This is a genomic window from Wolbachia endosymbiont (group B) of Episyrphus balteatus (assembly GCF_947250575.1).
Lineage (GTDB): Bacteria > Pseudomonadota > Alphaproteobacteria > Rickettsiales > Anaplasmataceae > Wolbachia.
In genome coordinates this window covers 434,201-460,370 of record NZ_OX366325.1, presented here as the reverse complement: position 1 = coordinate 460,370, position 26,170 = coordinate 434,201, and the positions used below count along the sequence as shown (strand labels likewise).

Genomic DNA, 26,170 nt, shown 5'->3' with positions numbered 1-26,170 from the left:
GTAGCAAAAACTACTTTACGCTCAGATAGTTACACTCATTTGTTAATGAATTATGAACTTCGGAGACCAAAATTAAGTCGATCTACTTAACACCAATCTTATAAAATAAGCAATGATTAAATACACAGCTGCGATAAGTATAATTGCAGGTCCAGTTAATAAGTCAAAACTTGCAGATAATATCAAACCTGATACTCCAGAAATCACAGAAAAAACTGTTGCAACAATAATCATTTGCATTGGAGTTTTTGAAATGAGTCTTGCTGATGCAGCAGGTATTAACAAAAATGCAGCAATGAGTAATATTCCTATTAATTGAGCAGAAATTGCAATAAAGATAGCGAGTATAATCAAAAATTCTAGCCTAACAAAATTAACATGTACTTTCTCAACTGTTGCCAAATCTTGATTAATCGAAATCATCAGCCAATAGCGCCATCTAAATATTAATATCAAAGTAACTATTACGGAGGTTAGAAAAATTGATATTATATTACTTTGGTCAATCATTAATATGTCACCAAAAAGTGAGCTAATAATACTATTATTACCTGATGGAAGAAAAGACATAAGTATTAAACTCGATGATAAAACTACATTGGTAACTATGTTCAATATCGTATCAGCAGAGTATAATTTATTAAAATTAAGAGAAAGTAGTATAGCAAACATAATTGCAATGAGCATTATACTTACCGATGGGCTGATATTAAAGATCAAAGCAAGTGCAATACCAAGCAATGAAGAATGGGACAAACTATCACCCAAATACGATAACCTTTGCCATATCATAAATGACCCTAGAGCTCCTGTGACTAGGCTAATCATAATTACCGCAATTAGACTGTTTATAAAAAAACTCTGTGTAAATATCTCTAACATGCTATCAGATAACTGACAACAAATCTATCTTCAGATATTAAAACGTTATGGGTTCTGCATGCAGAACCCGTCGTCATAAATTCAAAATTTAAATTCTTTTGCTCCATAAGATAAGACTTCATTGAACAATCGCGTATCTTACCAGTACCTATTATCAAAATCTCTATTTCCTCTGTTAAAAAAGATTTAAAATACTCCTTGTTATTTATATCACTTTCTTTCAATTTAATCACCTTTTCAGGAAAAATTATAATTGAGCCATGATATTCTTGATTATTTACCCAAAATCTTTCTTCCCTGTAACCATCTATAAGATTTTTCTTCTTGGAAATTAAGGGCATAAATCAAACCATTAATTCCGTGTCGCACACCCACCATTCTGGATATTCCTTTTTGATATTTGCCGCTGCAGCTTTTGCACTTTCTTCACTATCAAACATTCCAAAACACCCTACACCACTACCTGACATACGAGAAAGTATAGAGCCTTCTTGTGACTCTAGTGTTGATATTACATTCTGAATTTCAGGTACAAGACTTATTGCTGCTTCTTGCAGGTCATTTTTTGTCTCTTTAAGAAGCTCTAACAAATTCTCCTCAGTGTTATCACTCCACTTAATTGGCTGAGAGAAATCCTCTTTATACTTGGAAAATACTTCTGATGTATTCAAAAACTTTTTTTTCGGTTTCACAAGTACCAGACTTGTGGGTAAAGAGCATTGTTTAATGGGGCATAATTCCTCACCAACACCTCTGACAAAAACTGGCTTACTATCTATACTTGCAGGCACATCAGCACCAACGCTTAAAGCTATATCATTTAAAATTTGCCTATCAATGTTCCAAAGCTCTCCCAGCATGCGTATCACAGCTCCAGCATCTGAGGAACCACTACCAAATCCCGCAGCAATTGGTACATTTTTTACAACCTTCACAGTGACTTTAGTGCGTACAGGAGCATGCCTAAGCAGTAGACTCAATGCTTTCGTTATAGTATTATATCGATAATTTATTTTAAACTCAGAGTTTACAAATTGAACTGTAGAGTTATCATATCTAAAGTTTTTTTCTCCTACTTTTATCTCTAAAAAATTAGAAAGTTTAGCAAAGACAACCAAACTTTCAATTAAATGATACCCTCTTTCTTCTCTATTTATAATATGTAAAAAAAGGTTGATCTTTGTAGGAGCCTTTACACAAAAACTTTCCATCTGTATATCTTCACTAACACTATCTTATTTACTATACTTGAAATGCCACTTCAGTCAAACTTTATACACTCCTAATGAGATCAAATACCATAAATCCTAACTTCTCTGTATGGGTAAGTGCATCAGCTGGTACAGGTAAAACAAAGATCTTAATAGACAGAGTATTAAGACTTCTATTAGAGAATAAGAGAAATATTCTCTGCTTAACATTTACCAATGCTGCAGCAAATGAAATGGAGGATCGCATTTACAGTACACTTAGTAAGTGGGCAATATGTCCAGAGGGTATATTGGTCACAGATTTAGAACAATTAGCCCAGTGTGTGACCAGAGAAAATAAAGATTATTTAACAAGAGCAAGAAGGCTTTTTTCTGAACTGGAAAATATTGGTCTTAATATTCAAACTATACACGCCTTTTGTTACAAATTAATCTCCAGCTTTCCTACAGAAGCTGGTATCGCTCCAAATTGTACGTTGAGCGAATGTAAAGAATTGCATTCCATCGTATTTGAAAAAACGCTTCATAATGAAACTGTGCAGGACGATATAAATATCATTGCAGCTGAAATTGATGAAAACAAGCTGAGTGATTTACTCTATACCTTATGTATAAAGAGATCAGCTCTAGAAAATAATTTAGGGTATATCAAAGATAAACTAAGTGCCCCAGATAAGATTCACGATTTACAGAGTGAAACGATTGAGCAGATAAAAAGATTAGCTAAAATATTAAGTGAGGGCAGCAAAAGAGATCAGAGTTACAGTGCGATACTTTATGATTGGTGTAATAGCACAAAATCGTCCGTACCAAATGTTGTCATCCCAGTGCTTGACACTGGGATCCAGAAAAAAAGAAATATGGATCCCAGTGTCAAGCACTGGGATGACAACAAGATAGAGAACTTAGCTAAAGTATTTCTCAAATCAGAATCGTACGAAAAAAAGAGCATATCATCCATTATAACAAAGGGTGCTTTGGAAAAATTTGAAGACGTAGAGCAAATGATAGAAAGCATTCAAAATGCATTGTTTACCCATGTAAAGGATATAAATTCTTATCAAATATTCGCAAGAACCAGTAGTTTACTTAGTATATTTAAAGTATATGTTGATCTATATAATAGTGAAAAATCAAAGAATGCACTGCTTGATTATGATGATATCATCAATTTAGCAACAAATCTCCTTAGCAATCCAGGCTATAAAGATTGGATATTGTTTAATCTAGATCAAAAAATAGACCACATTCTTGTTGACGAGGCACAAGACAATAGTATCAGTCAATGGAAAATTATAACAAATCTCTGCAATGAATTTTTTACCGGTGGTGACGAAAAGAGAACTTTATTCGTTGTTGGAGATGTAAAACAATCAATTTACAGATTTCAAGGAGCAAATCCCCATCTATTTAATTACATGCAGCAATATTTTCACACGAAAACCGGTGGCAGAGATTGGGTATCATGTCAACTTGAAAAGTCATTTCGCTCAACTCCAGAAGTTTTGATGCTTGTAGACAGAATATTTAACAATTTTCGTGAAGAAATATCTTTCAATGATAACAAGATAAAACATATTCCATATAGAGAAAACGATCAAGGGTACATTGAAATCTGGCCGTTACTGCCAAGGTATAAAGAGGAAGAGCAGCAAGCCTTACAAATTCATTTAATACAGAGGAAAGATTATGTAGTAACAGATCGATTACTTGCTCAGGCAATAGCCCAAAGAATTCACAATTGGTTAAACGAAGGGCGGATTTTAGTCGCCAAAGATCGTCATATAGAACCAAGGGATATTATGATTTTGGTACGGCAGCGAAATGTATTAGTTGATTACATAATAAGTGAACTAAAAAAAGTAAATGTACCAGTTATAGGCCGAGATTATTTTAGAATTATGGATTACATAGCTGTGCAGGACTTAATAGCTTTAGCTGAATTTTTGCTCCTCCAGGCAAATGATCTTGCTCTTGCAAATGTTTTAAAATCACCGCTATTTAACTTCACTGAGGATGATTTATTCAATATTGCATACGATCGTAAAGAACAGTCGTTGTGGGAAAAACTTCAAGATTATCAGGAGATTATCTCTAATGAATTAAACTATCTAATTAATTTATCTCAGACAGAATCCCCCCTTACACTATTCACGCATATATTGCGCACAGGCAAGAAGAAATTTGCTGCAAGGCTAGGTCTTGAGTGCTTCGAGATTCTAGACGAATTTATGAACCTCGTATTGCAATTTGAGCACCCATCTCTTCAAGCATTTGTTCAGTGGATCAAAGAAAATAATCCTGAGATTAAAAACGATATGCAATCAGAACTCAATGCTGTACGAATAATGACAATTCATAAATCAAAAGGTCTACAAGCTCCAATAGTGTTTTTAGTTGACACAAATACAGTACCAAGAAACAGCGAAAATATTTTGTTTGATGCAACGGAAGCACCATTTTGGTGTGGCAAAAATAGTAATGCTTATTGTAATCAAGTAAAAAGAGAGAAAAAACTAGAGGATTATAACGAATATTTGCGTTTGCTGTACGTGGCACTTACGCGTGCTGAAGATGAGTTATACATTTTAGGCAAAGAGCCAGTGCAAAAGGGCTCTTGGTATGATCTAGTTATTCAATATGGAGCATTATATGAGAGGAAAAAACTATACTTACAGCCGATATTTAAAGAAAAAGTTGAAGTGCTATGCATGAATGCAAACTACCCTTCTATTTATAAAAAACGTGATTATTTTGATGTTCCAGTGATTTCACCTCCATCAAACCTATCAATGTCATTGCAGCACGTAACGCTGGAACCTGGAGAAAAAAAGCCAGTGTCAAGCACTGGGATGACAGATGAGAATGCTGGAATGACAAAAAGGAGCATTGGGACGACAGACAGCTATGCAAGAGGCTTAATAATTCACAGTATATTGCAATATATGCCCAAGATAGAGAAAGACAGGAGAAAAAATTGGGTTAGGAAATATCTTGATAGCATAAACACTAGTGAAGATAAGGATGAAATTTACAGCAAAATATTAACCTTTAATGAAAAATATGATTACCTGTTCGACTTGGAGGGCAAATCAGAAATTCCACTTAGTGGAACAATTGACGGAAAACCAGTATTAGTGCGGCTAGACAGACTGTGTATAACAGAAGACAAAGCAATCATAATTGACTATAAATCACACCATAACGTTTCTATTTCCTCATTAAATGAAATAAAAAAGCAAATGTTGATCTATAAAACCTTAGTGCAAGAAGTCTACCCAGATAAGCAGGTAGAGTGCGTGGTTATTTGGATGGAAGATTTAACCTTACAATCTTTGATCTAAACTCAAATGTTCGTATAGTAGCTACTTGCATTTGTTGTAAACTCACTTTTACTCTATAGTTATCTTTTTACTACTTTATCTATTTTCTGAACTGATTTTCGTATTAGAAAACATCCAATAAGAAGAATTATAAAAGGAATAAACCATAAAATGTAGGTACTAGATTTTACAGGTGGTACAATGATAATTGAATCTCCATAAGAATTTTTTAACTCTGAAACTATTTGCTCGTTAGTATATCCATCACTGATCTTCTTGCGAATTGTCTTACGCATACCATATGCAACTTGAGACTCAGATTCGGATAATAATTCACCAGAGCATACTGGACACTTTATTACTGCAAATAAGCTACTTGCTCGCTCTTCCATGCTTTCGTCTCTTAGTTTATCATCCAAAGTAAAAGCATTTATGCTTAAATGGAATATCAATGTAAAAAGTAAGCTAATTACTATTCTCATTCTTGGTGAATTGAGTGATAAAATCAGTAGTGGATAATTTTCCAATAAAGCCTGAACCTACATTATTGTCGTACTTTATTGAAAATTGAATGTCGTTATCAGTGATTTTTTCTGATAAGGAAGATATTGATTTTTCCAATTTATCTGCAGTCTTTGAATCATTAGTCATAAACGAAATTAATTCTTTATAATTTGATATGGCTACATTGATTTTATCTTCAAATGAAGATGTAACTAAATTGTAATTACTTACTCCACCATTCGCAGCAATAGAAAAGTTATTACTCTCAATCAAAAATTTTTCTATGTTGAAATTAATCTTAGAAGCTGAAATATGGTTTACAAATTCATAATCTAATTTAGCGTCGACACTAAGGTAATTTTCAGGACTTGCAGTATGTTTATAACGGTAAGTATAAAAATCAAATTCTAGTTTAGTATTTTCATTCAGTTCTTTATCAAAGTGAAATTGAATGTAATTACTTTTATCATTCACTTCAGTTATAACACTTTGCTGATTTTCTAAAACATCACATTTTAATCCATAATCTTCGTAACGAAATGTATCTATATAGTCTATTACAGTGCTATTTCTGTTGAATTTTAATGAAGATAGTAAATCATTTAGTTTAACAACAAAGTGGCTACTCACGTGTGTGTGACACTTTATATTCTTTTTCTCATCACTACGGACAGCAATGTTTACTTTATTGCTTGGTATATAGATATATACTGACTTATCAAATAATCTGTTTTTTATCACTAAAGCTTCAGATGAAACAGTTAATTGCTCATTAGAAAATTTTGGATTCGTTACACGAAAAACTAGGTTAAAAGGAAATCCCTTAAAATCATGTGAAATATCAACTTTTTCGTCATTAATGTAATCAGTTAAAAGACTTTTTACCTTAAATGCAGAAAAATACCAAAAACCACTATACGCTAGAGGAATAAACAAAGGTAAGGAGATGAGAATATAGATAAAAATTTTACGCATTATCCTCTTATTTATCTAATGATATATTTCTTGTACCTCTGGGCACGGTTACGCACAAACCGTCAATATCTTTTGTGATTTTTATTTGGCATCCAAGCCTCGATGTCTCTGTTAAACCGAAAGCTAGATCCAGCATGTCATTTTCCTCATCAGATATAGGATTATGTGTTTCTACAACATCATAAGATTTTGGATCAACAATCACATGGCATGTAGAGCAAGCAAGAGAACCTTCACATGCACCTTCAAGCAGATCTGGATCACTTCTATGGGCTAAATTAAGAAGAGTTTCTCCCTCTGCAGCTTCATAACTTTTCTTACTTCCATCAGGTAAAATAAAAGTAACGGATGGCATACTATTAAAATCTCTACTAATTTCTCTATATTCTACAAATAATAACTAATATTTGCAAACTCTTTGTAATTCCATTGCCTATCTCTTGTCATCTATATTCCTATCAAGAAAGTAAGATAGATACCACCAGCATCTCACAGAGTTGCAAGTATAGAATTTTCTTAGTTTTAGATTTTACTAAATATATTACTGAATTAACATTATTAAACTTGATCTGCCATTTCTTCTGATCTTAAGTTATAATTTTACTAATGCCATTTGATTAATTGCAACTTCAGCATTGCTATCTTTCAATAAATTTGCAGGACTATTACAATGGTATATGATTGCAGCAACAACAATACAACAAACTCCAATTCCTATCCCTAACGCTAACATTCCTGAGTAAACTGCAATAGCTACTTCTAAAGCAACTCCTACTACTGCTAACGTAGAAGCAACTATGATAGAAGTATTACGACACTTAATACGAAGCTCATTTAGTTTATCTAATGCAGTAGTACCATCTTTATATTTTAGCTCTCTTAGTACATCTTTATTTTCACATTTGTTAAGCAACTTCCAAGCATAACTTAACCTTGACGCTTGACCATAAAACCCCTTCTCAACATATTCAACCAAGAGATCAAACGGAGTTTCACCTTGGTCATTTTTAACATCAAATCTCGCACCTGCACTCACAAGTGATTCAACTTTGCAAAGCATTGACTTATCGAAGTGCAAGTTTCTTAAAGCATGATGTAGAGCTGTATCCCCACTTTCATCTTGATAGTCAATTTTATTTTTATGTAAAAAGCAACCAAAAATCTCTTCATTGCAATCGCTTGTCACGATATTTTCTAAAGTAATACTTGAAATTTTTATGTTATTTTCGACTAGGAGATCTAAAGCTTCTTTATGGTTACATTTAACAATAATATCTACTAGTTTATTTAATGCAGGTGTACCTTCTAGCTTCTTTAGCTCATCAGTTTTACAACAACTAAGCACCACCGAAAGATTATTTAATCTTTCTATTTTTTTCTTACGAGAGCAGTATGTAGCATAATTGACCAAGAGATCAAATGGAGTTTCATCTTTGCTATTTTTAACATCAAGCCTTGCACCTTTACTAAGAAGTGACTTGACAAAACCTTGGTATTTTGATTTATCCAAATCCAACCATTTTAATGTATGATGTAAAGATGTATTTCCTTTTTCATCTTTATAGTTGATATTTAATTTATCTAAGCACTCATTAAAAAAATAATCCAAAAAATTTTCAGATTGGTATTCATAAGCATATCTTAAGATTTCATTTAGTGATATTTCTATCCTTCCTTCAAAGAGCTCGAAAAATTCCACACGATCGTACGTAATAGCAATTTGCACTAGAAATGTAATGTCACCAGCAGCAATTGTAACTTTCTTTATTATATCACAAAACTCTTCATACTCATTTGACTGGATATTTAACAACAATTTCGGAATAGTGTCTACATATTCGAGTTCGGTTAATTTTTCAGTCTCTTTAGCTTTGCCCATCTTGCCTATTTGTTTAAAACGCTTGATTACCCTTTCTGATTCCTCTTTGATTAATTTTTGACTTTTCAACAAATACATATTTCATATTTCATAAAAAATTTTCATTCTTTTATTTTCTTGTTTAAGTTTACTTATCAGTTCCATCAGTTTTGCCCGCAACAACTCCAGTTCATCACTACAATCCCCATCCTCATACTTTCCTCTATCGTACTGGCTTCTTGTTGTTGGGTTAGATAACACTTCGTGTGCTACTGATATTTCCTTGAACTTTGTCAATTTCTCTTCAAGTTGAGTCCGTTGATCTTCTTCCGACTGTGATAGTAGCTTTCCGTCCTTCTTCTTTCCTTCTAGCCTATCTAGCTCTTTCACTTCCTCAAGCAATTTATCTGGATGAAGCTTCAATGCTAATTTGCGATATGCTTTTTTTATCTCATCGTGAGTAGCATCTCTTTTTACTCCTAATATTTCATAATAATCAGGCATTTGTTTCTCCACTATTTTGATACATTTTTTATAACATTAGTAATACTATGTCTTTAAAAGAATTGGTACTATATAAGTATTTTAGCAAATATTATAATATTTATCAACAAATTGAGTGAAAATTTAAAGAGTTATTTATGGTAATTGAGGAGCTACAACCGCACGACGTCTGCCGTTAATAACTATTTCACCTATCGCAACTGCTGCAAAAACAAAACAATAATATACTTTTGTTAGTACGATGATAGGTGACAGAGAGGCAATGCTGCTTGCTAGTAATACGTGAGAACCATAAGGTAAGATACTTTTTGTGATAGAAGTAAATATCTCTAATAAGTACGCACTACGGTGTGGTGCAATGTTATATCTTTGCGCAAGCCTTTTAGCAATATTACTAGTTAATAAAATAGCAACAACATTGCTGGAAACTAAAATAGTAAACAGAGATGATATTCCCGCAATCATAAATTCAGCTTGAGTTTTTGTCATATTCACCTTATCGGTGAATATATCTATCTTTTTCTGACTGTATTCGTACATTAAGTGGCTTAATCCACTACTGAAGAGAATAAATATCATTACTTCATTCATCTTATAAAAACCCCTATATATGTCACGAGAATATTCAATAAGAGAATAATCAAAAAAAGCTATTCCTAATATCCCAGCAATAACCATATTAATAGCTAATGTTACCAGAGTGTTTATTTCAAATAAACCCATAATTATTAAAGATATATAAGGGATAATTTTGATTATGGATAAATAATTCAGACTTGAGATAGAAACAACTTCTCTACTATTTGAAATTATTACCAGATAAATAAGTATTATAGCACCTGTAACAGATCCTGTCTTGAGAGTGAGTTTTATTTTATCCTTTACTGAAGCTCCTTGTGAAGAAGTAGCTGCAATAGTAGTATCAGATATCATTGAAAGGTTGCTGCCAAACATAGCTCCACCTATCACAGCTCCAACACCCACTGCACAATCAAAAGCTCCATTTTGTGCTAAATTAACAGCTATTGGTGTTATAAGTGCAATAACTCCGATTGATGTGCCGATTGCACTTGAAATAAAAGTAGAAAGTAAAAACATTCCAGGAAGTAATAATCGTGCTGGAAGAAAGCGAATAGTTAAGTTAGTAATAACATTTATACTACCAAGCGATTCAGTAATAGTAGAAAATGCTCCAGCAAATAGAAAAATCAAACACACGGTAAGAGTAGTTTTATTACCCATACCTTTTATAAGTGTATCAATACTATGCTGAATTTTGTTTTTATTGAATAGAACAGCAAAAAATAATGCTGGTAATAAGCAAACTAACGGTGAAATTTGATGAAGAGGATTGCCAAGTCCGATAAAAGAAAAATAAATACCACTTCCAAGGTATAAAGCTAGAAAGATAATGAGAGGAAGAAATGCAAACACTTATCGTAGTTGAACAAATCGGAAGTATACTAGAACAAGCTATTTTAAGCAATCATCAATATATTGTTTTTCTACCAATTTTGAACATCTTAAGCCATCTACTTTTGAATAAATTCCATTTGCATTTCTTGTATACTATCCTCTATTTGCTTTATTTGTTCTATTAGCCTTTCCTCTAAGTCAAAATTACCGCCCAGCCTTGCTTTAATTTTTTCTTCTTGTAATACATTTAATTCTTTCCGTAATACTATGTTATTCCAGACAGTTTCTGCCGATCTCTTCTCACTTAATTGACTATTTAGTACGCTAGTTTTTTCAAATATAAACTTTATAACACTAGACTCCTGTAGCAGAATTTCTTTATTAAAGTTGCTCTCATTAGTTACCATATTAATTACGCACTGTTGTAATTTTTTCATCTCATTAGTAAATTCGAAATGAGAAAATTGCTCAAAAAATATAGGACGGTTCAAGATTTCAGGAAATTCTACGGCTATACGCAAAATTATGGCCTGATTTTGCTCTGCTTCAATTAGCTCTGGAGATTTATTGTAAAGATACTCACCTTTTGTTGCTTTGCTATTAAAAATCAGCTTTTTAAAGTTTCTTCTTAATTCACTGACCTTATTGTAAAAATAATCTCTATAATACCTTCTAATACTGCTGTTACCGATAGCATTGACATATTTCATGAACTTGTGCTCAAGAATTGAATATTTTTCCGGAGCAAATTTTTCATAATTTTGCAAATTGCTACCAATTATGTGATGCCATAAATATTCAGAGTGCAGTTCTGTTGAGCGGTTAAAAGCGGATAGTACATCTTCCGTCTTATATTCTAGTTCATTGCATATATCGTATGGGTCCTTGTTGCTTGGCAAAGTCACGAACTTCAATGTGTATCCAGGCTCCAGTATCGGCAGAACAAGTTCTGCAATTCGAATAGCAGCATGACATCCAGGACTATCGCCATCCATACAGATAGAAATTTCTTTAGCAAGTTTCCAAAGATTTTTTATCTGCTCTGCAGAAATTGCGGTACCAAGCGGAGCAACTGTATTGCTAATTCCCGCTTGATGTAGTGCTATTACATCCATATATCCTTCAACAACAAATAGATGCTGTTTTTTGCGTATTTCACTCAAAGCAAAGTTTAATCCATATAAATTTTCTCTTTTCTTAAAGAGCTGACTCTCTGGGCTGTTTAGATACTTCGGCTGTTGCTCAGAGTTCAGCGCACGTCCGCCAAAACCAATAACTTTGCCCGTGATGTTGTGTATAGGAAATATCAGCCGATCATAAAAATAATCACGAGAATTCTTATTTATTAACCCAACATCGATCAAAATCTCGTCTTTAATACCAGAGGAGTTCAAATATTCCTTCAAGCCAGAACTTGGTGCATAACCTATCTTAAATTTATCTATGATTTTGAGTGAGATCTTGCGCTGCCTTAAATAAGCCATAACACCTCGATTTTTCTGCGCGAACCAACTTGCAGCTAAATTCAGTGCTGAAAACAGTTTGTCATTTTCTTTAGCAAAACTGAGGTTTTTGGGTAACTCAACACCTGCAACAGATGCCAATTTTTCCAACGCTTCCTTAAAACTTAAGCCCTCAGTTTGTGAAATAAATTCAAACGCATCACCATGAGCTGAGCAACCGAAACAGTAATATAAGCCCTTAACATTGCTGACCGAAAAAGATGGAGTTTTTTCGTTATGAAATGGGCAGAGTCCAACAAAACTATCTCCTCTTTTTATTAACCTAACTTTTTTTCCTACTATGTCGGACAACAATAATTTTGACTTTATAATATCTATATGATCCATTTTACCGAATGAGTAGTGGTAGGATAAAAATTATATAGAATTTATGCATATCTGACTCGAAATTTATTCAGAAAGATCAGGAGAGCTTGACAAAAAGCTCAAAATAAATTACCCATATAAATACCCTTAAGTTGCAATTTCTTATATGTCAGATGTGATATCAGTTGCTTCAGACCACGCAGGTTATGAACTAAAATCAGAAATAAAGGCTTACTTGGAAACTTTAGATTATACAGTGATAGACCGTGGCTGCACTGCTGAACAAAAGAGTGTAGACTACCCTGACTATGCTGCTGAAGTTGTAGAAGATATAACAAACAAAAAAGCAAATTATGGAATATTAATTTGCGGTACAGGTTTGGGCATGAGTACTGTGGCAAATCGTTTTGAAGGAATCTACGCTGCTTTATGTAATAGTGTTGAGATCGCAAAATTAGCTCGCGAGCATGGCAACGCGAATATACTTTGTCTTGGTGCAGGGTTTACTGCGAGTGGATTAGCAAAAGACATAGTCAAACAATTCCTCGAAACAGAATTTTCAAAAGAAAGTAGACATAAAGAACGCCTTGATAAACTTAGCAATATTAGCAAGAAAAAAACCACAAAAACTTATAACGAAGATGAAATATCAAAATTCGCTAAAATAGCAGGTGAATGGTGGAATGAGAATGGCAAATTCAAGCCATTGCACATGATGAATCCTGTGAGAGTATCATACATCGTTGAGAAAATAAAAGAATTAAAAAAATGCGATTTAAAAGAACTATCATTGCTCGATGTTGGTTGTGGTGGTGGCATTTTGTCAGAGTCAATGGCGCGTATTGGTATTAGCGTTGCAGGAATAGATGTATGTGAGGAAAACATAAAAGTGGCACAATCGCATGCGAAGAAAGTAGGGTTAAATATAGAATACACACACACTAGCATTGAAGAGTTAAGCAATGACAAGAAGTATGACGTGGTTTTGTTGATGGAAGTGGTTGAACATGTCGATAATTTAGAGTTTTTCATGAAAAAAGCAATAGAGCTGTTGAAGCCAGAAGGGCTAATTTTTATATCGACGATAAATAGAACTATTAAATCCTTCTGTCTTGCAATAGTCGGCGCAGAGTACATATTAAACTGGCTGCCAAAAGGCACACATAATTGGAATAAATTTCTCAAGCCATCAGAAATTGCAAATCATCTAAGGGAAAACAACGTAATACTGCAAAACATGGCTGGTATGGAATATAATGTAATAAAGCGTGAATGGAACTTGACCAAAGGTGTGGATGTTAATTATATACTTTGTGGAAACGTTGTAACTTGAAATCTCATTCAAGTACTAGAAGGTAATGCAAATATTTTAGGCAGTTTTACTTTACTTAGCAGCTAATTTATCATATGTATTTCCATAGGATATCGCTATATTAGAATATGTTACAATTACTAACCTTACTTGCTGTTATCACTTCGGTTGTATTTTTTGGTCATCTAGTTCCAATGGAAGTGAAAACCTTCTTGTATTCAATAAGCCTTAGTATAAAAGAGATCTTACTATTTATAATGCCTTTTATTGTTTTTGCATTAATCTTTAGTAGTGTTAACAATCTTAAGCAGTCGGCTATAAAGTTTATATTGTTACTTATTATAACGATTTTCTTGTCGAATCTAGCTTCAAGTTTAATAGCTTATTCTGTTGGGTATTTCATCACACAAAACACTTATTCAATACAAGATATAACATATGAAGAAACAATTGTTCCTTTATGGTCATTTAGGATACCTGCATTGCTTTCTAATTTTTATGCCCTTGCTTGTGGATTTGTGTTAAGCATATTAGTGTCCACAATATTACCAAAAAAAAGCAAAGAGCTCTCGAACAAAATGTTAGATTTAACTCTCTTTATTTTGAAGACATTTTTGACGCCAATTATTCCAATGTTTGTACTTGGTCTTGCTTTAAAAATGGAACATGATCAGGTTTTACCCATAATATTTAAGGATTACTCAATAATTTTTATTATTATATCATCTGCAACCTACCTTTATGTTTTTCTCTTATATGGAGCAGCAAATTCGTTCAAGATCACAAGCTGGATAGCTAGTATAGGTAATATGATACCAGCATTTATTACTTCAATGAGCACAATGTCTAGTAATATAGCTATGCCGCTTACTCTTGAAGGAAGCAAAAAAAATGTAAAGCAGCATGATATAGCATCGTCTGTTGTGCCAATAACTGCTAGCTTTCATTTAGTAGGTGATTGCTTTTTTATTATAATACTATCAATGATAATGACTTTTGGTGGTGCATTGTCTGCAACAGACTATGTGACTTTCCTTCTCTACTTTCTGTTATTTAAATTTGCTATTGTTGCAGTTCCAGCGGGAGGGATTATGGTAATGTTGCCTGTTCTTGAGAAGTATCTTAAATTCTCCCCAGAGATGCTTTCATTAATTACAGCATTGTATATAGTATTTGACCCAATAATAACTTCAGCAAATGTTATGGGTAACGGTGCGTTCACTATGATGTTTACAAAGCTCTATGATAAGCTTAAGTGATGTCCATTCTAGCAATTAATACTGTAGGTGCTGGTAGTTCAATAGCAGTAATTGATTACGATGGTAATTGTTTTGTAGAACGCAATTCTGCAAACAATAGTCATGCAGAATCATTTTTTCAAATACTGAATACTTTGTTTGATAAGCATAATTACAGCTACGATAAAATAGACCATTTAGCAGTGATAGTTGGACCAGGAAGTTTTACTGGAATCAGAGTTGGTATATCAACTGCACAAGGTATAAATCTTGCTACAAATAAGCCGTTATATGGGGTTAGTGCCCTGGAAGCTCAAGCATATGCAATATCGCTACTTTGTACAAATAGCAAAAAAAATATTAAAGCTATAATCGAAGATGATCAAAAGTTTTATACGCAGTTATTTGATTTCAATTTGTTACCGCTATCAAATCCTGCTGTAGTAAGTGAACTCCAGCCTGAAACGCACTGCATTACATATATGGATTGCAGTTTACCAAAGTTGGATGCTAGCCATGCAGCGCTATTAGTCCGTTATAGACTAAAAAATAAACAAAAATTAAATGGAGTTGAGGCTCTATATTTAAATGAGCCTCAGTATATGAAATCGTTGCCTATTGCGTAAACACTATTAATTTGGCCAAGTTTGTACATTTGACTTACTCTTTCTTCTGCTACTTCTTTTATACTCATATTTGAATTTTCTACCTCTATAGCATTTTGTGGTACAAACAAATCTTCCTCCCTAAATTTAATACTATTTATATTAGTAACCTTCCTATTTTTTCTTTGCTTTTTTGATATAGTACGCTCTTGTAATATCAATGGATTGCACCTAAGTACTATAGGGAGGATTTTTGTGCTCATTTTTTTACTAAGTTCTACTACTGAGTTATATATTCTTATGTTGTAATCATTATTTTTAATTAATTCATCAACAAATATATAATTTTTTGAGTCAATAGGATAGGCTTCTATTGCCTGAAACATAACATGTGTAGTGTTATATATTCTATCTCGAGCTTCTTTGGAAGTTTGATTATATTCAAGTCCACTTACAATTACTGCATTTATCATACTAGATAATACTATTGCTGTAGAAAGTTTACCACTTCCTGGAAGACCAGTGATATATATGAAAAATTTTGTTAGCTGTTTTTTTATGTCAACGTTTATCATATTATTTTTAATATTAAAACCTACAATTATAATAACATAAAAACAAGGCTTTAAAACATATGAAATATTACATAAAAAGTCGCTTTTATAGTTAAAATACTATGTAATCTAGAAATGTAAACTCTAATCACCTAAGGCAAGTAAAAGTGCTTAGTATTTTAACGTAGGTTCACCTTTTAGTTTGTAATAAACTTTTTTTTACGTATAAATCTTTAGAAAATTTTAGTCAAGAGCTATGTTATTAACAAATAGTGAGTTGAAAAGAGACCTAGTTAACGCCTATCAAATTTTATCTTATCTTAAATTAGATGATCATACGTATACTCATCTCTCTGTACGTTCTGAAGATAAAAAGTCATTTTATGTTTATCCGTTTGGTATACGTTTTTATGAAGTAGATGAAAGTTCATTGATGAAAGTATCGTTTGATGGGAATATAATTGAAGGCAAAGAATATCAATATAATAAAACTGGCTATGTAATCCATGGCTTCATTTATCAAGCAAGGAAAGATATTCAAGCAATTTTTCATCTACATACACCTTCTATTGTAGCAGTTTCTTCTCTCAAGGATGGATTACTCCCAATAAGTCAGTGGGCGCTGCACTTTTATAATAAGGTATCTTACCATGATTATAATTCCCTGGCACTTGATGATACAGAAGGAAAAAGATTAATAGCTGATTTGAAAGAAAATTTTGTGATGTTAATGCGTAATCATGGATCTATAACATGTGGTCAGACTATACAAGAAGCAATGTTTTATACGTATCACTTAGAACAAGCTTGTAAAACTCAATGCCTGACGCTAGCAATGAATAGGGAATTGTCAATTCCAAGTGAAGAAATTTGCTCAAAAGCCGTAAAGGATCTTCTGTCTTTCGAAAGCAATCTTGGTGAGAGAGATTGGCACGCATGGGTTAGGTTGATTAAAGGTAAGTTATAAAAGTTTCTGACTCTTCGATAGATATTAGATTTCTTGCATAACCAGCCAGTCTGAAATCCAATAATGGTTTCACACGCTGTAACTCTTCAATTCATGTAAGAAGTCTAATGTCTCCATCTCTACTTAAGTTAACACCCTTAACTAAGCAGATACAAGTAAATATAGCCCTTCCCATAATAGTCCAAAAAGGTCATAAGAAAGAAGAATCGACAGCATGACGAAAAGATTTGAATAAAGGAATGTTTTTCCTGGTTCTGTTTTTTATAGCAAACCAATAATGTTCAGTTTTGTTAAAATCTGGAGAATATGGAGGAAGATATAAAATTTCTGCACCAACTCCTTTAGCAAATCTTATTAGACTTATGAAAAGTAGCATTATCAAGGATAACAGTTTGTCCAGGTTCCAAAATCGGTGTCAGAAACTGCTCAAACCATTTATTAAAGATATCCATATTGCAGTGGCCTTCAAAGGTTAACGGAGCAATTATTTTTCTTCCACTTAAGGCTGCAACCATGCTAATTCGTTGAGTTTTCTTCCCAGATTTTAGGGCATAAAACCGCTGTCCTTTCTGGCAATACCCATAGGTTCAGTGTCCAGACTCATCTATATACACTAATTCTTTAGGTTCTTTTGTTGCTATAACCTTTGAAAATTGAGCTCGCTTTTCTTCATTTCTTTCTTTATATCCGTAGGTCTTTTTTTTCTTGTGAATCCTATATTTTTAAGTGCTCGATGAATTGTTTGTCTACTAATATTGCCCCAGCATCTCTGACTGAGTTTTGCCACCTTGCTCATTTGCAAATTCGGCAAATGCATTCCAGTCGGTAATTTTATGCCACGCTTCCAGGCTTTTTTGACTGAAAATCTCCCGTTTTCTCACGTCTTTTCTTCCACTCATATAAAGTTGTTTTTCCGATCTTAAATCTCTTGGCAACAGTTTCTCCACTCTCTCCTTCATCCAATGCTTCCATTACCTTTTTTCTTAAGTCATAACTATATGCTACTGGCATCCTTACCTTCCACTACTATCAATCCATATCTTACTCTTTTTGGACTATTATGAGAAGGGCTATAACTAGTAAGTTTTTTCAATCCTGCTCCACAGCAAATTTTAATGCTATGTGAGTAGTTATAGTGCTGTTAACAATTAAAATGACAAAAACTAAGATGGTGATTAGTAGTGTATAAATATTCAAGGATAAATTTTCAAATTGAGTTAGCAATTTGAAATATACAAAAGTTGGCATTATCATTGGCAAAACAAGAATTTGCGACACTCCTGATGCTAAGTTATTTCGACCAATCATCAATGCATTTCCAGTAGCTGAAATATTAATGATTATCAGCGTATTAAATAATAAAGACACTCCAACTGCTATTGAATGTTCAATATTATTGCCTAGAATTGCAAAGCTGAACATGAAAGAAATCACTGAAATCGGTAACCCAAATAACAACCAGTGAGCGAAGATTTTATAAGCAACTATCAGCCTAGAAGAGAGTGGCTGTAAAAAGATTTGCTCTAATATTCCATCATGATAATCAGATGTAAATAAATTATTTGTAGAGATCTGCAAAACAAATGTAGCACATATCCATGTTAATGTTAATATGACTTCTTGTTTACTGTTGTTTTCAAGTGTATATGAAGATAAACTTAACATTATAATAAAAATACATACTATATAAGTAAGATTATTATCATTTATTACTAATTTTTTTACCAAACTAATCATACCAGGATTTTAAATGTTTATTATAAATTATAGTGTTTACTTTGAGGGTAGTATAATTTTTTGTGTTTACAAGTTATATAAGTTTTAATATATTTTATTGATAATGCTATGGAAAAATTAATAAAAATAAAGTTACCGGAAGATTACGTTCCTTCAGAAAATGAAGAATATATGAACGTAAAACAACTGGAATACTTTAGCTTAAAGTTACAATCAATACTCTCTGAACTGGAGAAACAAGATCTAGAAGATAGTAGTATTTATTCTGATAGTGAAAATGGAGAATTAATTAAGCGCCGAAAAGATAGAAAAGAAAAAATTAAGGAGGCGTTGGAAAAAATAAAATTAGGCATTTATGGTTACTGCGATGGAACGGGAGAAGAAATAGGAGTCGAAAGACTTAAAGCTAATCCGCTTGCTATGTATTGTATTGAAGAACAAGAGAGAATAGAAAAAGAAAAGAACGTGTATAACATTAATGATTAGAACTTGTCGGGAGTGTTAAATAAACTGTGTCAAACCGAGAAGTAAAGTAATAAATTGATAAAAAAATGGAGGTTTGACAATGAGTCAAGCAAACACAACTACCGGTTTGGTAGACTATAAAGAATTAGAAACAAATATCTTATCATCTATACGAGAAGGAAGACCATTGATAGGAAGAGATGGAGCATTAACACCATTTATAAAAAAACTGCTAGAGGGAAGGCGAGATAGAAAACCATTTGTCGGCTGAAAGCGAAGAAAACAACCGAAGAAATTCAAAGACTTTACGGACAAGTATTTGAACTATTGACACCAAGAGATAGAGAAGGAAGTTTCGAGCTACAAGTAGTCAGAAAAAGGCAAACAACCGAACTTGAAGCAAAGGTTTTAAGTACATATGCCAGTGGCATGGGATATAGCATCGCATGTAGAAGAAATATAAAATATCTGCAGCAGAGATATCAAGTATTACTGACAAATTGTTACCGGTAATCAACGAATGGCGCAGTCGTCCGCTGCAATCTGTATATCCAATAGTGTTCATGGTTTTTTAAGGTCAAGGAGGACGGGCATTGTGTAAGCAAATGTATGTATAACATATTAGCAAAATGGCAGAAAAGAAGTTTTGGGTTTTTATTTGGCTGAAAGTGAAGTTCTGGTTGGGAGTACTAAATGACCTAAAGGAGAGAGGAGTAGATGATATTCTGATAGCTTGTGTTAAAAAGCTTTCCTACAGCTATAAATAGCGTATTTCCTAAAGCAGAAATGTATAGTACATCAGATAAGAAATTCACTGAAATATGTATCGAGCAAAAGTTTTCATGAATGATTTGAAAAAAACATATCAAGTAGAGAAATAGCCGAGAATTATTTACTTGAACTGGAGGAAAAATGGGGAGAAAAATATACTTTAGTTTTGGGAGAATAATTGGGAAAATCTGTCTAGTTATTTTAAATATTCCGGCCCTGTAAGAAAGTTAATTTATACCACAAATCCTATTGAAGGGTTACATAGACAGATCAGAAAATTTACTAAAACTAAGGGCTCATTTACCAGCACAAATGCCTTGCATAAACAGGTATATTGTGCTATAAAGAAGGCAGGAGAGAAATGGACTATGCCTATACATGATTGGGCTTTAACTATCTCTCAACTTGATATCTTTTTTCCTGGTAGGTTAAAAATCGAGTTGAACTAAAAATGCGATTTGACACAGTTTATTTAACACTCCCTGCAACGGAGTTATCGTAATAACACCCCTTATGTACGTTGCATGAGCAAATTGGTCAAATATACGAAAGAGTTATAATACAGATTTTACTCAAAAAATATTGAAACAATCTCACACATCTTAAACTAAGTTCTCAATTTCTCAAAGAAATCTTTTAACAAAAGAGAACATTTTGTTTCTAATATTCCACCATAAACTTCAGGTATGTGGTTACAGAATTGAAATATTCTAGTGCCGTTTTCAACTCCTCCACCTTTGGGATTGTAAGCCCCGAAGTACAGACGTTTAATTTTTGCAAAAGAGATAGCTTGAGCGCACATCGGGCACGGCTCTAACGTTACGTACATTTCAGCTTCATAAAGCGTGGAAGTTGAAAATGCTTGTCTAATTGTTAACATTTCTGCATGTGCAGTTGGATCATTAGATATATTGTGTGCAGAGGAGATGATATTGTTTCCATTAACTATTACAGCACCTATTGGCACTTCGCCATCTTTCTGAGCAAGTTTTGCTTGCTCTATGGCAAGTTCCATGTATTGGTACTTAAACATTAGGTGCTTGGGTAAATATAATTTTCTTTTCTTGGCTTTTCTATTTTTTCTAGGTTATAGAATTCACTAAGGACTATTGTCCTTTTTACAAGGCTATCTATTTCTCGCTTTAAATATTTTTTTATTTCTTCTACCGATTTTAGTTCGTTTATAGCTACAACTACTTCTTCCATTATATCCTCTATAATTTGATCCTCCTCTAATTTATATATTATTTGTTCTACATGCCTATTCAATTCCTCGAAGGTCGCAGATCCATATGTAATGCTATCTTTACTATTTCTTAGTAACATTTTTTACCTCTCTATTAGAATAGAGTTTATTCAGTTCTATTAAACTCTATTGTTAATAGCTGCCTTAATAAATGATGTAAAGAGAGGATGAGGAGAAAATGGTCTTGATTGAAATTCTGGATGAAATTGCACACCAATAAACCATGAGTGATTTTTTAGCTCCACTGCCTCTATGCATGTTTTATCTTCTGATATACCACTGCATATCATTCCATTCTCTTCTAAGTTATTTTTATAATCTAAATTAACTATATATCTGTGTCTGTGTCTTTCTGAAATAGTGACACTACTATACACATTTGCCATTTTTGAATTTGGATTTACATTACACTTGTATGTTCCAAGTCTCATGGTTCCACCAAGATCAACGTTCTTACCATCAGCGAGCTTGATGATTGGGTGTTTGCAAGTATAAAATTCTTCAGAGTGTACATCTTCAAGCTTAATAACGTTACGAGCAAATTCAATCACTGCAAGCTGCATACCAAGACATATTCCTAAAAAAGGAATGTTATTTACACGGGCATAGTTTATTGCTAATATTTTACCTTCTATTCCGTTATCACCAAATCCTCCTGGAACAAGGACTGAATTAGAGCTTTGTAATTTTTCTCTGATAAACTTTGCATCTATAGATTTTCCATTCTCTTCTCTTGAGTTGACCCAATTTATCTTCACTCTAGCTTTATTACTAATTGCACCATGGTTTAATGCTTCAATCAGTGATTTATATGCGTCAGAAAATTCAGTATATTTTCCTACTATGGAAACGATAACTTCTTGTGTTGGATGTCTCATAGAGTGTACTATTTGGTCCCATTCAGGTAAGCTTGGTTTTGGCTTACTTAAGTGAAAGTGATCCAAAATTTGTGTCCCGAGCCCACATTGATTATACAAGGACGGTAACTCGTATATATGGTTTACATCAGGAGCAGGTATTACGTTAGATAAAGAAACATTGCAAAGATTGGCTATCTTTTCTTTTTGATTATCGGAAATTTCTTTTTCACTGCGACATAATATAATATCTGGTTGTAACCCCGCAGAGTTTAACTCTCGAACTGAATGCTGTGTCGGTTTTGTCTTTAATTCTTGTGCTGCAGTGAGATATGGTATTAAAGTTAAGTGAATAAGGATAACTTTTTGCTTTCCTAGTTTATAATTAACTTGGCGTATAGCTTCCAAAAACGGTTGGCTTTCAATATCACCTACGGTTCCGCCTATTTCGCATATTACAAAATCTAAATCTTCTGTACCATTAAAAATGAAAGATTTGATTAAATCTGTCACATGAGGAATGATTTGCACAGTTTTGCCTAGATAATCACCACACCTTTCCTTCTTTAATAATTTATTATATACTTTACCAGTTGTTATATTGTCGTCCTTGGTTGCTTTAATTTTAGTAAAACGCTCGTAATGTCCAAGGTCTAAATCAGTTTCAGCACCATCCTCAGTAACAAATACTTCCCCGTGCTGAGCTGGGCTCATTGTTCCAGGATCAATGTTGAGATATGGGTCAAGCTTTCTGATGCGAACATTGAATCCATGAGCTTGAAGAAGTGCTCCCACACTTGAAGCAACTAAACCCTTACCAAGTGATGAAACAACTCCACCTGTAACAAAGATAAACTTGGTTTCTTTCATTAATTTTCAAATGGAACAGAAGTTGATTGGCCTTCTTGCTTCTTTTCTGATATAATCTTCTCTGCAATTGATTTTTTATGTACATCTTTTGAACATAATCCTGATAGTAACAGTGTATTTATAATGAACAGCCCAGCAACTATAGAAGTTATTCTACTGAGTGGATTTTCAGAAGACTTTACCGGAATTATTGAATTCATTCCCTGTTGTGAATTACTAAAGCCACTTAATGAACTACTTCCAGGTGGCTGCAGGAGCACTAAAATTACCAATACAACAACTAATATTATTTGAAGTACACTAAGTACTGTTACTGACATTATAAATAGAGCTAAAAATAAAGATTTTAGGAGCATAAGGATCATAAGTCAAGAATATCTTTACCCGAGTAACTTGACTACTGGAACCCAAGTATGTATTAAACCTTATTTAAATTATGAGCTATCACATTCTAAAATACAAAGATTATGAACCAAAAATGGATGAAAGTTCTTTTATCGCAGATGGTGTGCGTATTATAGGTAACGTTGAAATAGGAAGGAATGCGAGTATCTGGTTTAATTGTGTGATCAGAGGAGATGTTGGATCAATCGAAATAGGTGATGAAACGAATATTCAAGATGGCACCGTAATTCATGTAGATAGAAATCCAGGCGGTGACACGATTATTGGTAGTATGGTGACGGTTGGACATTTTTGTGTGTTACATGCATGCACGATACATGATAAAGCATTTATTGGTATGGGCTCTGTTATAATGGATCATGCGATTGTCGAGTCTGAAGCTATGGTAGCTGCTGGTTCACTGGTGACACATGGAAAAGTGATAAAAAGTGGTGAAGTATGGGCTGGCAGGCCAGCACAATTCTTCAAAAAAATGTCAAATGAAGAAATAAAACATATTACACAATCTGCACAAAATTATATCATGCTGATGAAAGAATATAAGGCTATATGCTAGGTTGAGAAATCTTCAGCTCTGATGCACATTCTACGTTAACTACTTCAAAAGTTTCTTCAACTATATAATGCTTATCAATATAAGCTTCTTCAACTCTAGGAATATGCTGATTAATAAAACTACCTCTGACTAGAATATCCTTTATTGGCCAGTTTGTTTCTGTTGGAGTACCTGATAGCATAGCTGCATATTGTGCTTTTGCTGATTTTAGAGAAAAAGACATAATATTGTTTAAGTTAAGAAAGAAATTTACACGACCCCTGCAGTATTCAAGCGATTTGCCCACTGGATAATATGGTATTTCACCTACAACCTTTCTTATTAACCAATTGCACTCTTTGGTAAGTATGCTTGCTTCTTTTGGAACTTGTAGCGGTATTATAATATCATTGCTAATTCTATTTTCCTCTTGAGAAAAAAGTTCGGTGTAAGCTCCTTTTTTTCTGTGTTTCTCAAAATACTTAGGAAAATAAATATTGAGATATTCAGAGTGTAATTCTATTCGATTTTTCTGATCATTTTCTAAGATAAACGTATATTTATCACCATTTTGCTTAAGTTCGCATAACTTAAATTTACTAAGGTCAGAGTCTGGAAATGGCTTTTCAATTTCAAAAGCAAGTGTAAGAGTGTGCGTTGTGTGATCAAATTCATTTTTTTCTTGTAGACCATCTTGTAGACTATAGTACTTATTTTTTTCATACTCTTTTCCTTCTATGTTAGCACTCACTTCCTCTTCATCCAAATTTTCAATAGCATCAAAAAATTCTTCTTCATCCAGATCTCTTTCTTTTTCACCTGGCTCTTGTTCTTTCAGAGAATCATACCATACATCCTCTTCATTAACTTTCGCCTCTATTGTATTTTCTACACTTATTTTTCTTGTATGATCATTTCCATTGCTAGCAGTTGTTTGATAATGTGTATCGTTAGTTTGAAAAAAGCTCTTTACTTTTGATATTAAGCTAATCCATGAAAGTCTGACTTGATTAAGTAGCCATTTAAAACTCTTCATTGTTTTATCCCAACCTAATTACTAAAAATTGTAACAGAATAAATTAAATATGTCAATAAGATATACAAATTGTACTAACTGGAAATTAGTGGCAGCACTTAACATCTGTGTAAATTTTGACATAGGCGTTTTCTGCATTTTAACCAAATCAGTAAGGAGAACACCATTGATATTCTCCTTTCAGAAGCAACTTGAATAAAACTGATAAAGTTTGAATTAAAGTGTGATTAGGAAAGTGAGTGATGAGAACTCTTTATTTGGACTTCTTTTGATTCATCTATTTTAGTATTAGGTCTTAGTGCTGCATATGTAGCACCACCAGCTACGAGTGCAAATGATGTAGCTATGCCAATTATTGCTAACATACTTAGTCTAGTTGTATGTTCAAGTATAGTACTTGCTACCAGCCCAACAGCAAGACCAACACCAATAACAGCAGTGTACAACATTCTAGGATTATTTGAATTAGGCATATAGCTCACTAACTCTCTGCAACACTTTTCTGATTCTTTCTTTATGTCCTCGAGCTTATTTAGATCTTCTTCTTCTATTTTAGCATTTAATTCTAGTTTCTTACATAATTCTTGCATTTCTTTTACTTGTTTTTCTAATTTTTTTAAAAAATTTATTATTTTTGTTCCTTGTAATTTTATTATTGTTTCCTTAAGTAGTAACGTTGATATTGGCATTGCTATTTCTTCTATCTCTTTTTCTGTTTTCCTTTCCAATTCCACTACTTTTTCTATTCCTTCGTCTGATATTTCAGTGTCTTTTTTTAGTTCTATTTCAAACTTTCTTTTTTTTAACTCTGATTTTGCTTCTTGTAATGATTCTAATGCATTCCATAGCTTTTCACCAGAATTCCGACTCCGTTTTGGTGACATTTGTTGACTACTTTTGGACTTTTTTGGTGACATAAGCTGAAATTTAATTTCTTTGAGCTTTCTTGCGCTTTCACCTGCATTTACTTTAGCCATAATAAACCTCGCATATTAAATAATGCTATTACATAATATCTTTAAAGCTCAAGGTCAAATAGTATCTTTACATAATATAAATCATAAACAGAA

Annotated in this window: 25 protein-coding genes and 3 pseudogenes; 9 read left to right on the top strand and 19 right to left on the bottom strand. The window is 33.1% G+C overall.

Translation table 11 applies throughout. The features are described 5' to 3' along the window. Window positions 1–72: 72 nt before the first annotated feature. The 3 genes from OOL05_RS02250 to OOL05_RS02240 are packed head-to-tail and all read right to left on the bottom strand — an operon-like array spanning window position 73 to window position 2,093. Window positions 73–882, bottom strand: a complete 810-nt coding sequence (locus tag OOL05_RS02250; RefSeq protein ID WP_007302687.1) for a metal ABC transporter permease — start codon at window positions 880–882, stop codon at window positions 73–75. After that, entirely contained in the window at window positions 876–1,223 is a 348-nt protein-coding gene (locus tag OOL05_RS02245) for an Mth938-like domain-containing protein (RefSeq protein WP_017532635.1), read from the bottom strand. The genes OOL05_RS02250 and OOL05_RS02245 overlap by 7 nt, the downstream gene beginning before the upstream one ends. Window positions 1,224–1,226: 3 nt before the next feature. Further along, entirely contained in the window at window positions 1,227–2,093 is an 867-nt protein-coding gene (locus OOL05_RS02240; protein WP_264730646.1) for a 4-(cytidine 5'-diphospho)-2-C-methyl-D-erythritol kinase, read from the bottom strand. Window positions 2,094–2,167: 74 nt separating this feature from the next. Between OOL05_RS02240 and OOL05_RS02235 the strand changes: the two genes are divergently transcribed. Continuing rightward, on the top strand, window positions 2,168–5,437 hold the full coding sequence (locus OOL05_RS02235) for a UvrD-helicase domain-containing protein (protein ID WP_264730644.1): 3,270 nt from the start codon (window positions 2,168–2,170) through the stop codon (window positions 5,435–5,437). A 59-nt stretch (window positions 5,438–5,496) separates the two neighbouring features. Here OOL05_RS02235 and OOL05_RS02230 read toward each other — a convergent pair whose 3' ends face one another. The 7 genes and pseudogenes from OOL05_RS02230 to dnaG form a co-directional block, all read right to left on the bottom strand. Beyond that, a complete protein-coding gene (locus OOL05_RS02230) occupies window positions 5,497–5,898 on the bottom strand; it encodes a cytochrome c-type biogenesis protein (RefSeq protein WP_010401557.1) in 402 nt (133 codons plus the stop codon). Beyond that, a complete protein-coding gene (locus OOL05_RS02225; protein WP_064085306.1) occupies window positions 5,882–6,895 on the bottom strand; it encodes a hypothetical protein in 1,014 nt (337 codons plus the stop codon). The genes OOL05_RS02230 and OOL05_RS02225 overlap by 17 nt, the downstream gene beginning before the upstream one ends. Window positions 6,896–6,902: 7 nt before the next feature. Beyond that, complete coding sequence (locus tag OOL05_RS02220; RefSeq protein WP_264730642.1) at window positions 6,903–7,250, bottom strand: ferredoxin family 2Fe-2S iron-sulfur cluster binding protein; 348 nt, start codon at window positions 7,248–7,250, stop codon at window positions 6,903–6,905. Between the two features lie 237 nt (window positions 7,251–7,487). Further along, window positions 7,488–8,852 carry a TomO hydrophobic C-terminal domain-containing protein gene (locus OOL05_RS02215; RefSeq protein ID WP_264730640.1) on the bottom strand — a complete coding sequence of 455 codons (1,365 nt, stop codon included), beginning with the start codon at window positions 8,850–8,852 and terminating at the stop codon, window positions 7,488–7,490. Between the two features lie 123 nt (window positions 8,853–8,975). After that, window positions 8,976–9,257 (bottom strand): annotated as a pseudogene (locus OOL05_RS02210) (DnaJ domain-containing protein); the annotation flags it as partial. A gap of 135 nt (window positions 9,258–9,392) precedes the next feature. Beyond that, window positions 9,393–10,691 carry a Na+/H+ antiporter NhaC family protein gene (locus OOL05_RS02205; RefSeq protein ID WP_264730638.1) on the bottom strand — a complete coding sequence of 433 codons (1,299 nt, stop codon included), beginning with the start codon at window positions 10,689–10,691 and terminating at the stop codon, window positions 9,393–9,395. 98 nt (window positions 10,692–10,789) lie between these two features. Beyond that, window positions 10,790–12,523, bottom strand: a complete 1,734-nt coding sequence (gene dnaG, locus OOL05_RS02200; RefSeq protein ID WP_010401576.1) for a DNA primase — start codon at window positions 12,521–12,523, stop codon at window positions 10,790–10,792. A 145-nt stretch (window positions 12,524–12,668) separates the two neighbouring features. Between dnaG and ubiG the strand changes: the two genes are divergently transcribed. The 3 genes from ubiG to tsaB all read left to right on the top strand — a co-directional run bounded on the left by ubiG (window position 12,669) and on the right by tsaB (window position 15,678). Next, on the top strand, window positions 12,669–13,835 hold the full coding sequence (gene ubiG, locus OOL05_RS02195) for a bifunctional 2-polyprenyl-6-hydroxyphenol methylase/3-demethylubiquinol 3-O-methyltransferase UbiG (RefSeq protein ID WP_149168875.1): 1,167 nt from the start codon (window positions 12,669–12,671) through the stop codon (window positions 13,833–13,835). A 107-nt stretch (window positions 13,836–13,942) separates the two neighbouring features. Continuing rightward, window positions 13,943–15,073: a dicarboxylate/amino acid:cation symporter gene (locus OOL05_RS02190; protein WP_264730636.1), complete on the top strand. Its 1,131-nt coding sequence runs from the start codon at window positions 13,943–13,945 to the stop codon at window positions 15,071–15,073. Continuing rightward, the gene (gene tsaB, locus OOL05_RS02185) at window positions 15,073–15,678 is read left to right on the top strand and encodes a tRNA (adenosine(37)-N6)-threonylcarbamoyltransferase complex dimerization subunit type 1 TsaB (protein WP_264730634.1); all 606 of its coding nucleotides are present in this window, start codon (window positions 15,073–15,075) and stop codon (window positions 15,676–15,678) included. The genes OOL05_RS02190 and tsaB overlap by 1 nt, the downstream gene beginning before the upstream one ends. Here tsaB and OOL05_RS02180 read toward each other — a convergent pair. Further along, window positions 15,648–16,232 carry an AAA family ATPase gene (locus OOL05_RS02180; RefSeq protein WP_264730632.1) on the bottom strand — a complete coding sequence of 195 codons (585 nt, stop codon included), beginning with the start codon at window positions 16,230–16,232 and terminating at the stop codon, window positions 15,648–15,650. The genes tsaB and OOL05_RS02180 overlap by 31 nt on opposite strands. Window positions 16,233–16,467: 235 nt before the next feature. Here OOL05_RS02180 and OOL05_RS02175 point away from each other — a divergent pair, with 235 nt between their 5' ends. Further along, a complete protein-coding gene (locus OOL05_RS02175) occupies window positions 16,468–17,178 on the top strand; it encodes a class II aldolase/adducin family protein (RefSeq protein WP_139686912.1) in 711 nt (236 codons plus the stop codon). A gap of 190 nt (window positions 17,179–17,368) precedes the next feature. Here the strand turns inward: OOL05_RS02175 and OOL05_RS02170 are convergent. Both OOL05_RS02170 and OOL05_RS02165 read right to left on the bottom strand, forming a co-directional pair. Then, a pseudogene (locus OOL05_RS02170) lies at window positions 17,369–18,189 on the bottom strand (IS630 family transposase). 78 nt (window positions 18,190–18,267) lie between these two features. Continuing rightward, the gene (locus OOL05_RS02165; protein ID WP_007302672.1) at window positions 18,268–18,915 is read right to left on the bottom strand and encodes a heme exporter protein CcmB; all 648 of its coding nucleotides are present in this window, start codon (window positions 18,913–18,915) and stop codon (window positions 18,268–18,270) included. Window positions 18,916–19,023: 108 nt separating this feature from the next. Here OOL05_RS02165 and OOL05_RS02160 point away from each other — a divergent pair, with 108 nt between their 5' ends. Continuing rightward, window positions 19,024–19,401: a TraR/DksA family transcriptional regulator gene (locus OOL05_RS02160; RefSeq protein WP_007302671.1), complete on the top strand. Its 378-nt coding sequence runs from the start codon at window positions 19,024–19,026 to the stop codon at window positions 19,399–19,401. 79 nt (window positions 19,402–19,480) lie between these two features. Beyond that, a pseudogene (locus OOL05_RS02155) lies at window positions 19,481–20,600 on the top strand (IS256 family transposase). A 158-nt stretch (window positions 20,601–20,758) separates the two neighbouring features. On the opposite strand, the gene OOL05_RS02150 reads toward OOL05_RS02155, so the two are convergent. The 4 genes from OOL05_RS02150 to secG are packed head-to-tail and all read right to left on the bottom strand — an operon-like array spanning window position 20,759 to window position 23,444. Continuing rightward, the gene (locus OOL05_RS02150; RefSeq protein ID WP_010404879.1) at window positions 20,759–21,166 is read right to left on the bottom strand and encodes a nucleoside deaminase; all 408 of its coding nucleotides are present in this window, start codon (window positions 21,164–21,166) and stop codon (window positions 20,759–20,761) included. A gap of 17 nt (window positions 21,167–21,183) precedes the next feature. Next, window positions 21,184–21,477 (bottom strand): hypothetical protein, encoded by a 294-nt coding sequence (locus tag OOL05_RS02145; RefSeq protein WP_007302591.1) that lies wholly within the window; start codon window positions 21,475–21,477, stop codon window positions 21,184–21,186. A gap of 39 nt (window positions 21,478–21,516) precedes the next feature. Then, a complete protein-coding gene (locus OOL05_RS02140; protein ID WP_264730630.1) occupies window positions 21,517–23,124 on the bottom strand; it encodes a CTP synthase in 1,608 nt (535 codons plus the stop codon). Continuing rightward, window positions 23,124–23,444, bottom strand: coding sequence for a preprotein translocase subunit SecG (secG, locus tag OOL05_RS02135; RefSeq protein WP_007302593.1), 321 nt, complete (start codon window positions 23,442–23,444; stop codon window positions 23,124–23,126). Before secG ends, OOL05_RS02140 begins: the two co-directional genes overlap by 1 nt. Before the next feature lie 116 nt (window positions 23,445–23,560). Here secG and OOL05_RS02130 point away from each other — a divergent pair, with 116 nt between their 5' ends. Further along, window positions 23,561–24,085, top strand: a complete 525-nt coding sequence (locus OOL05_RS02130) for a gamma carbonic anhydrase family protein (protein WP_010404888.1) — start codon at window positions 23,561–23,563, stop codon at window positions 24,083–24,085. On the opposite strand, the gene OOL05_RS02125 is transcribed toward OOL05_RS02130, so the two are convergent. Next, window positions 24,075–25,100 carry a hypothetical protein gene (locus OOL05_RS02125; RefSeq protein ID WP_264375861.1) on the bottom strand — a complete coding sequence of 342 codons (1,026 nt, stop codon included), beginning with the start codon at window positions 25,098–25,100 and terminating at the stop codon, window positions 24,075–24,077. The two genes, OOL05_RS02130 and OOL05_RS02125, sit on opposite strands and share 11 nt — an antisense overlap. Window positions 25,101–25,149: 49 nt before the next feature. Here OOL05_RS02125 and OOL05_RS02120 point away from each other — a divergent pair, with 49 nt between their 5' ends. Continuing rightward, a complete protein-coding gene (locus OOL05_RS02120; protein ID WP_264730628.1) occupies window positions 25,150–25,299 on the top strand; it encodes a hypothetical protein in 150 nt (49 codons plus the stop codon). 28 nt (window positions 25,300–25,327) lie between these two features. On the opposite strand, the gene OOL05_RS02115 is transcribed toward OOL05_RS02120, so the two are convergent. After that, the gene (locus OOL05_RS02115) at window positions 25,328–26,077 is read right to left on the bottom strand and encodes a hypothetical protein (protein ID WP_264375862.1); all 750 of its coding nucleotides are present in this window, start codon (window positions 26,075–26,077) and stop codon (window positions 25,328–25,330) included. Between the last annotated feature and the right edge of the window lie 93 nt (window positions 26,078–26,170).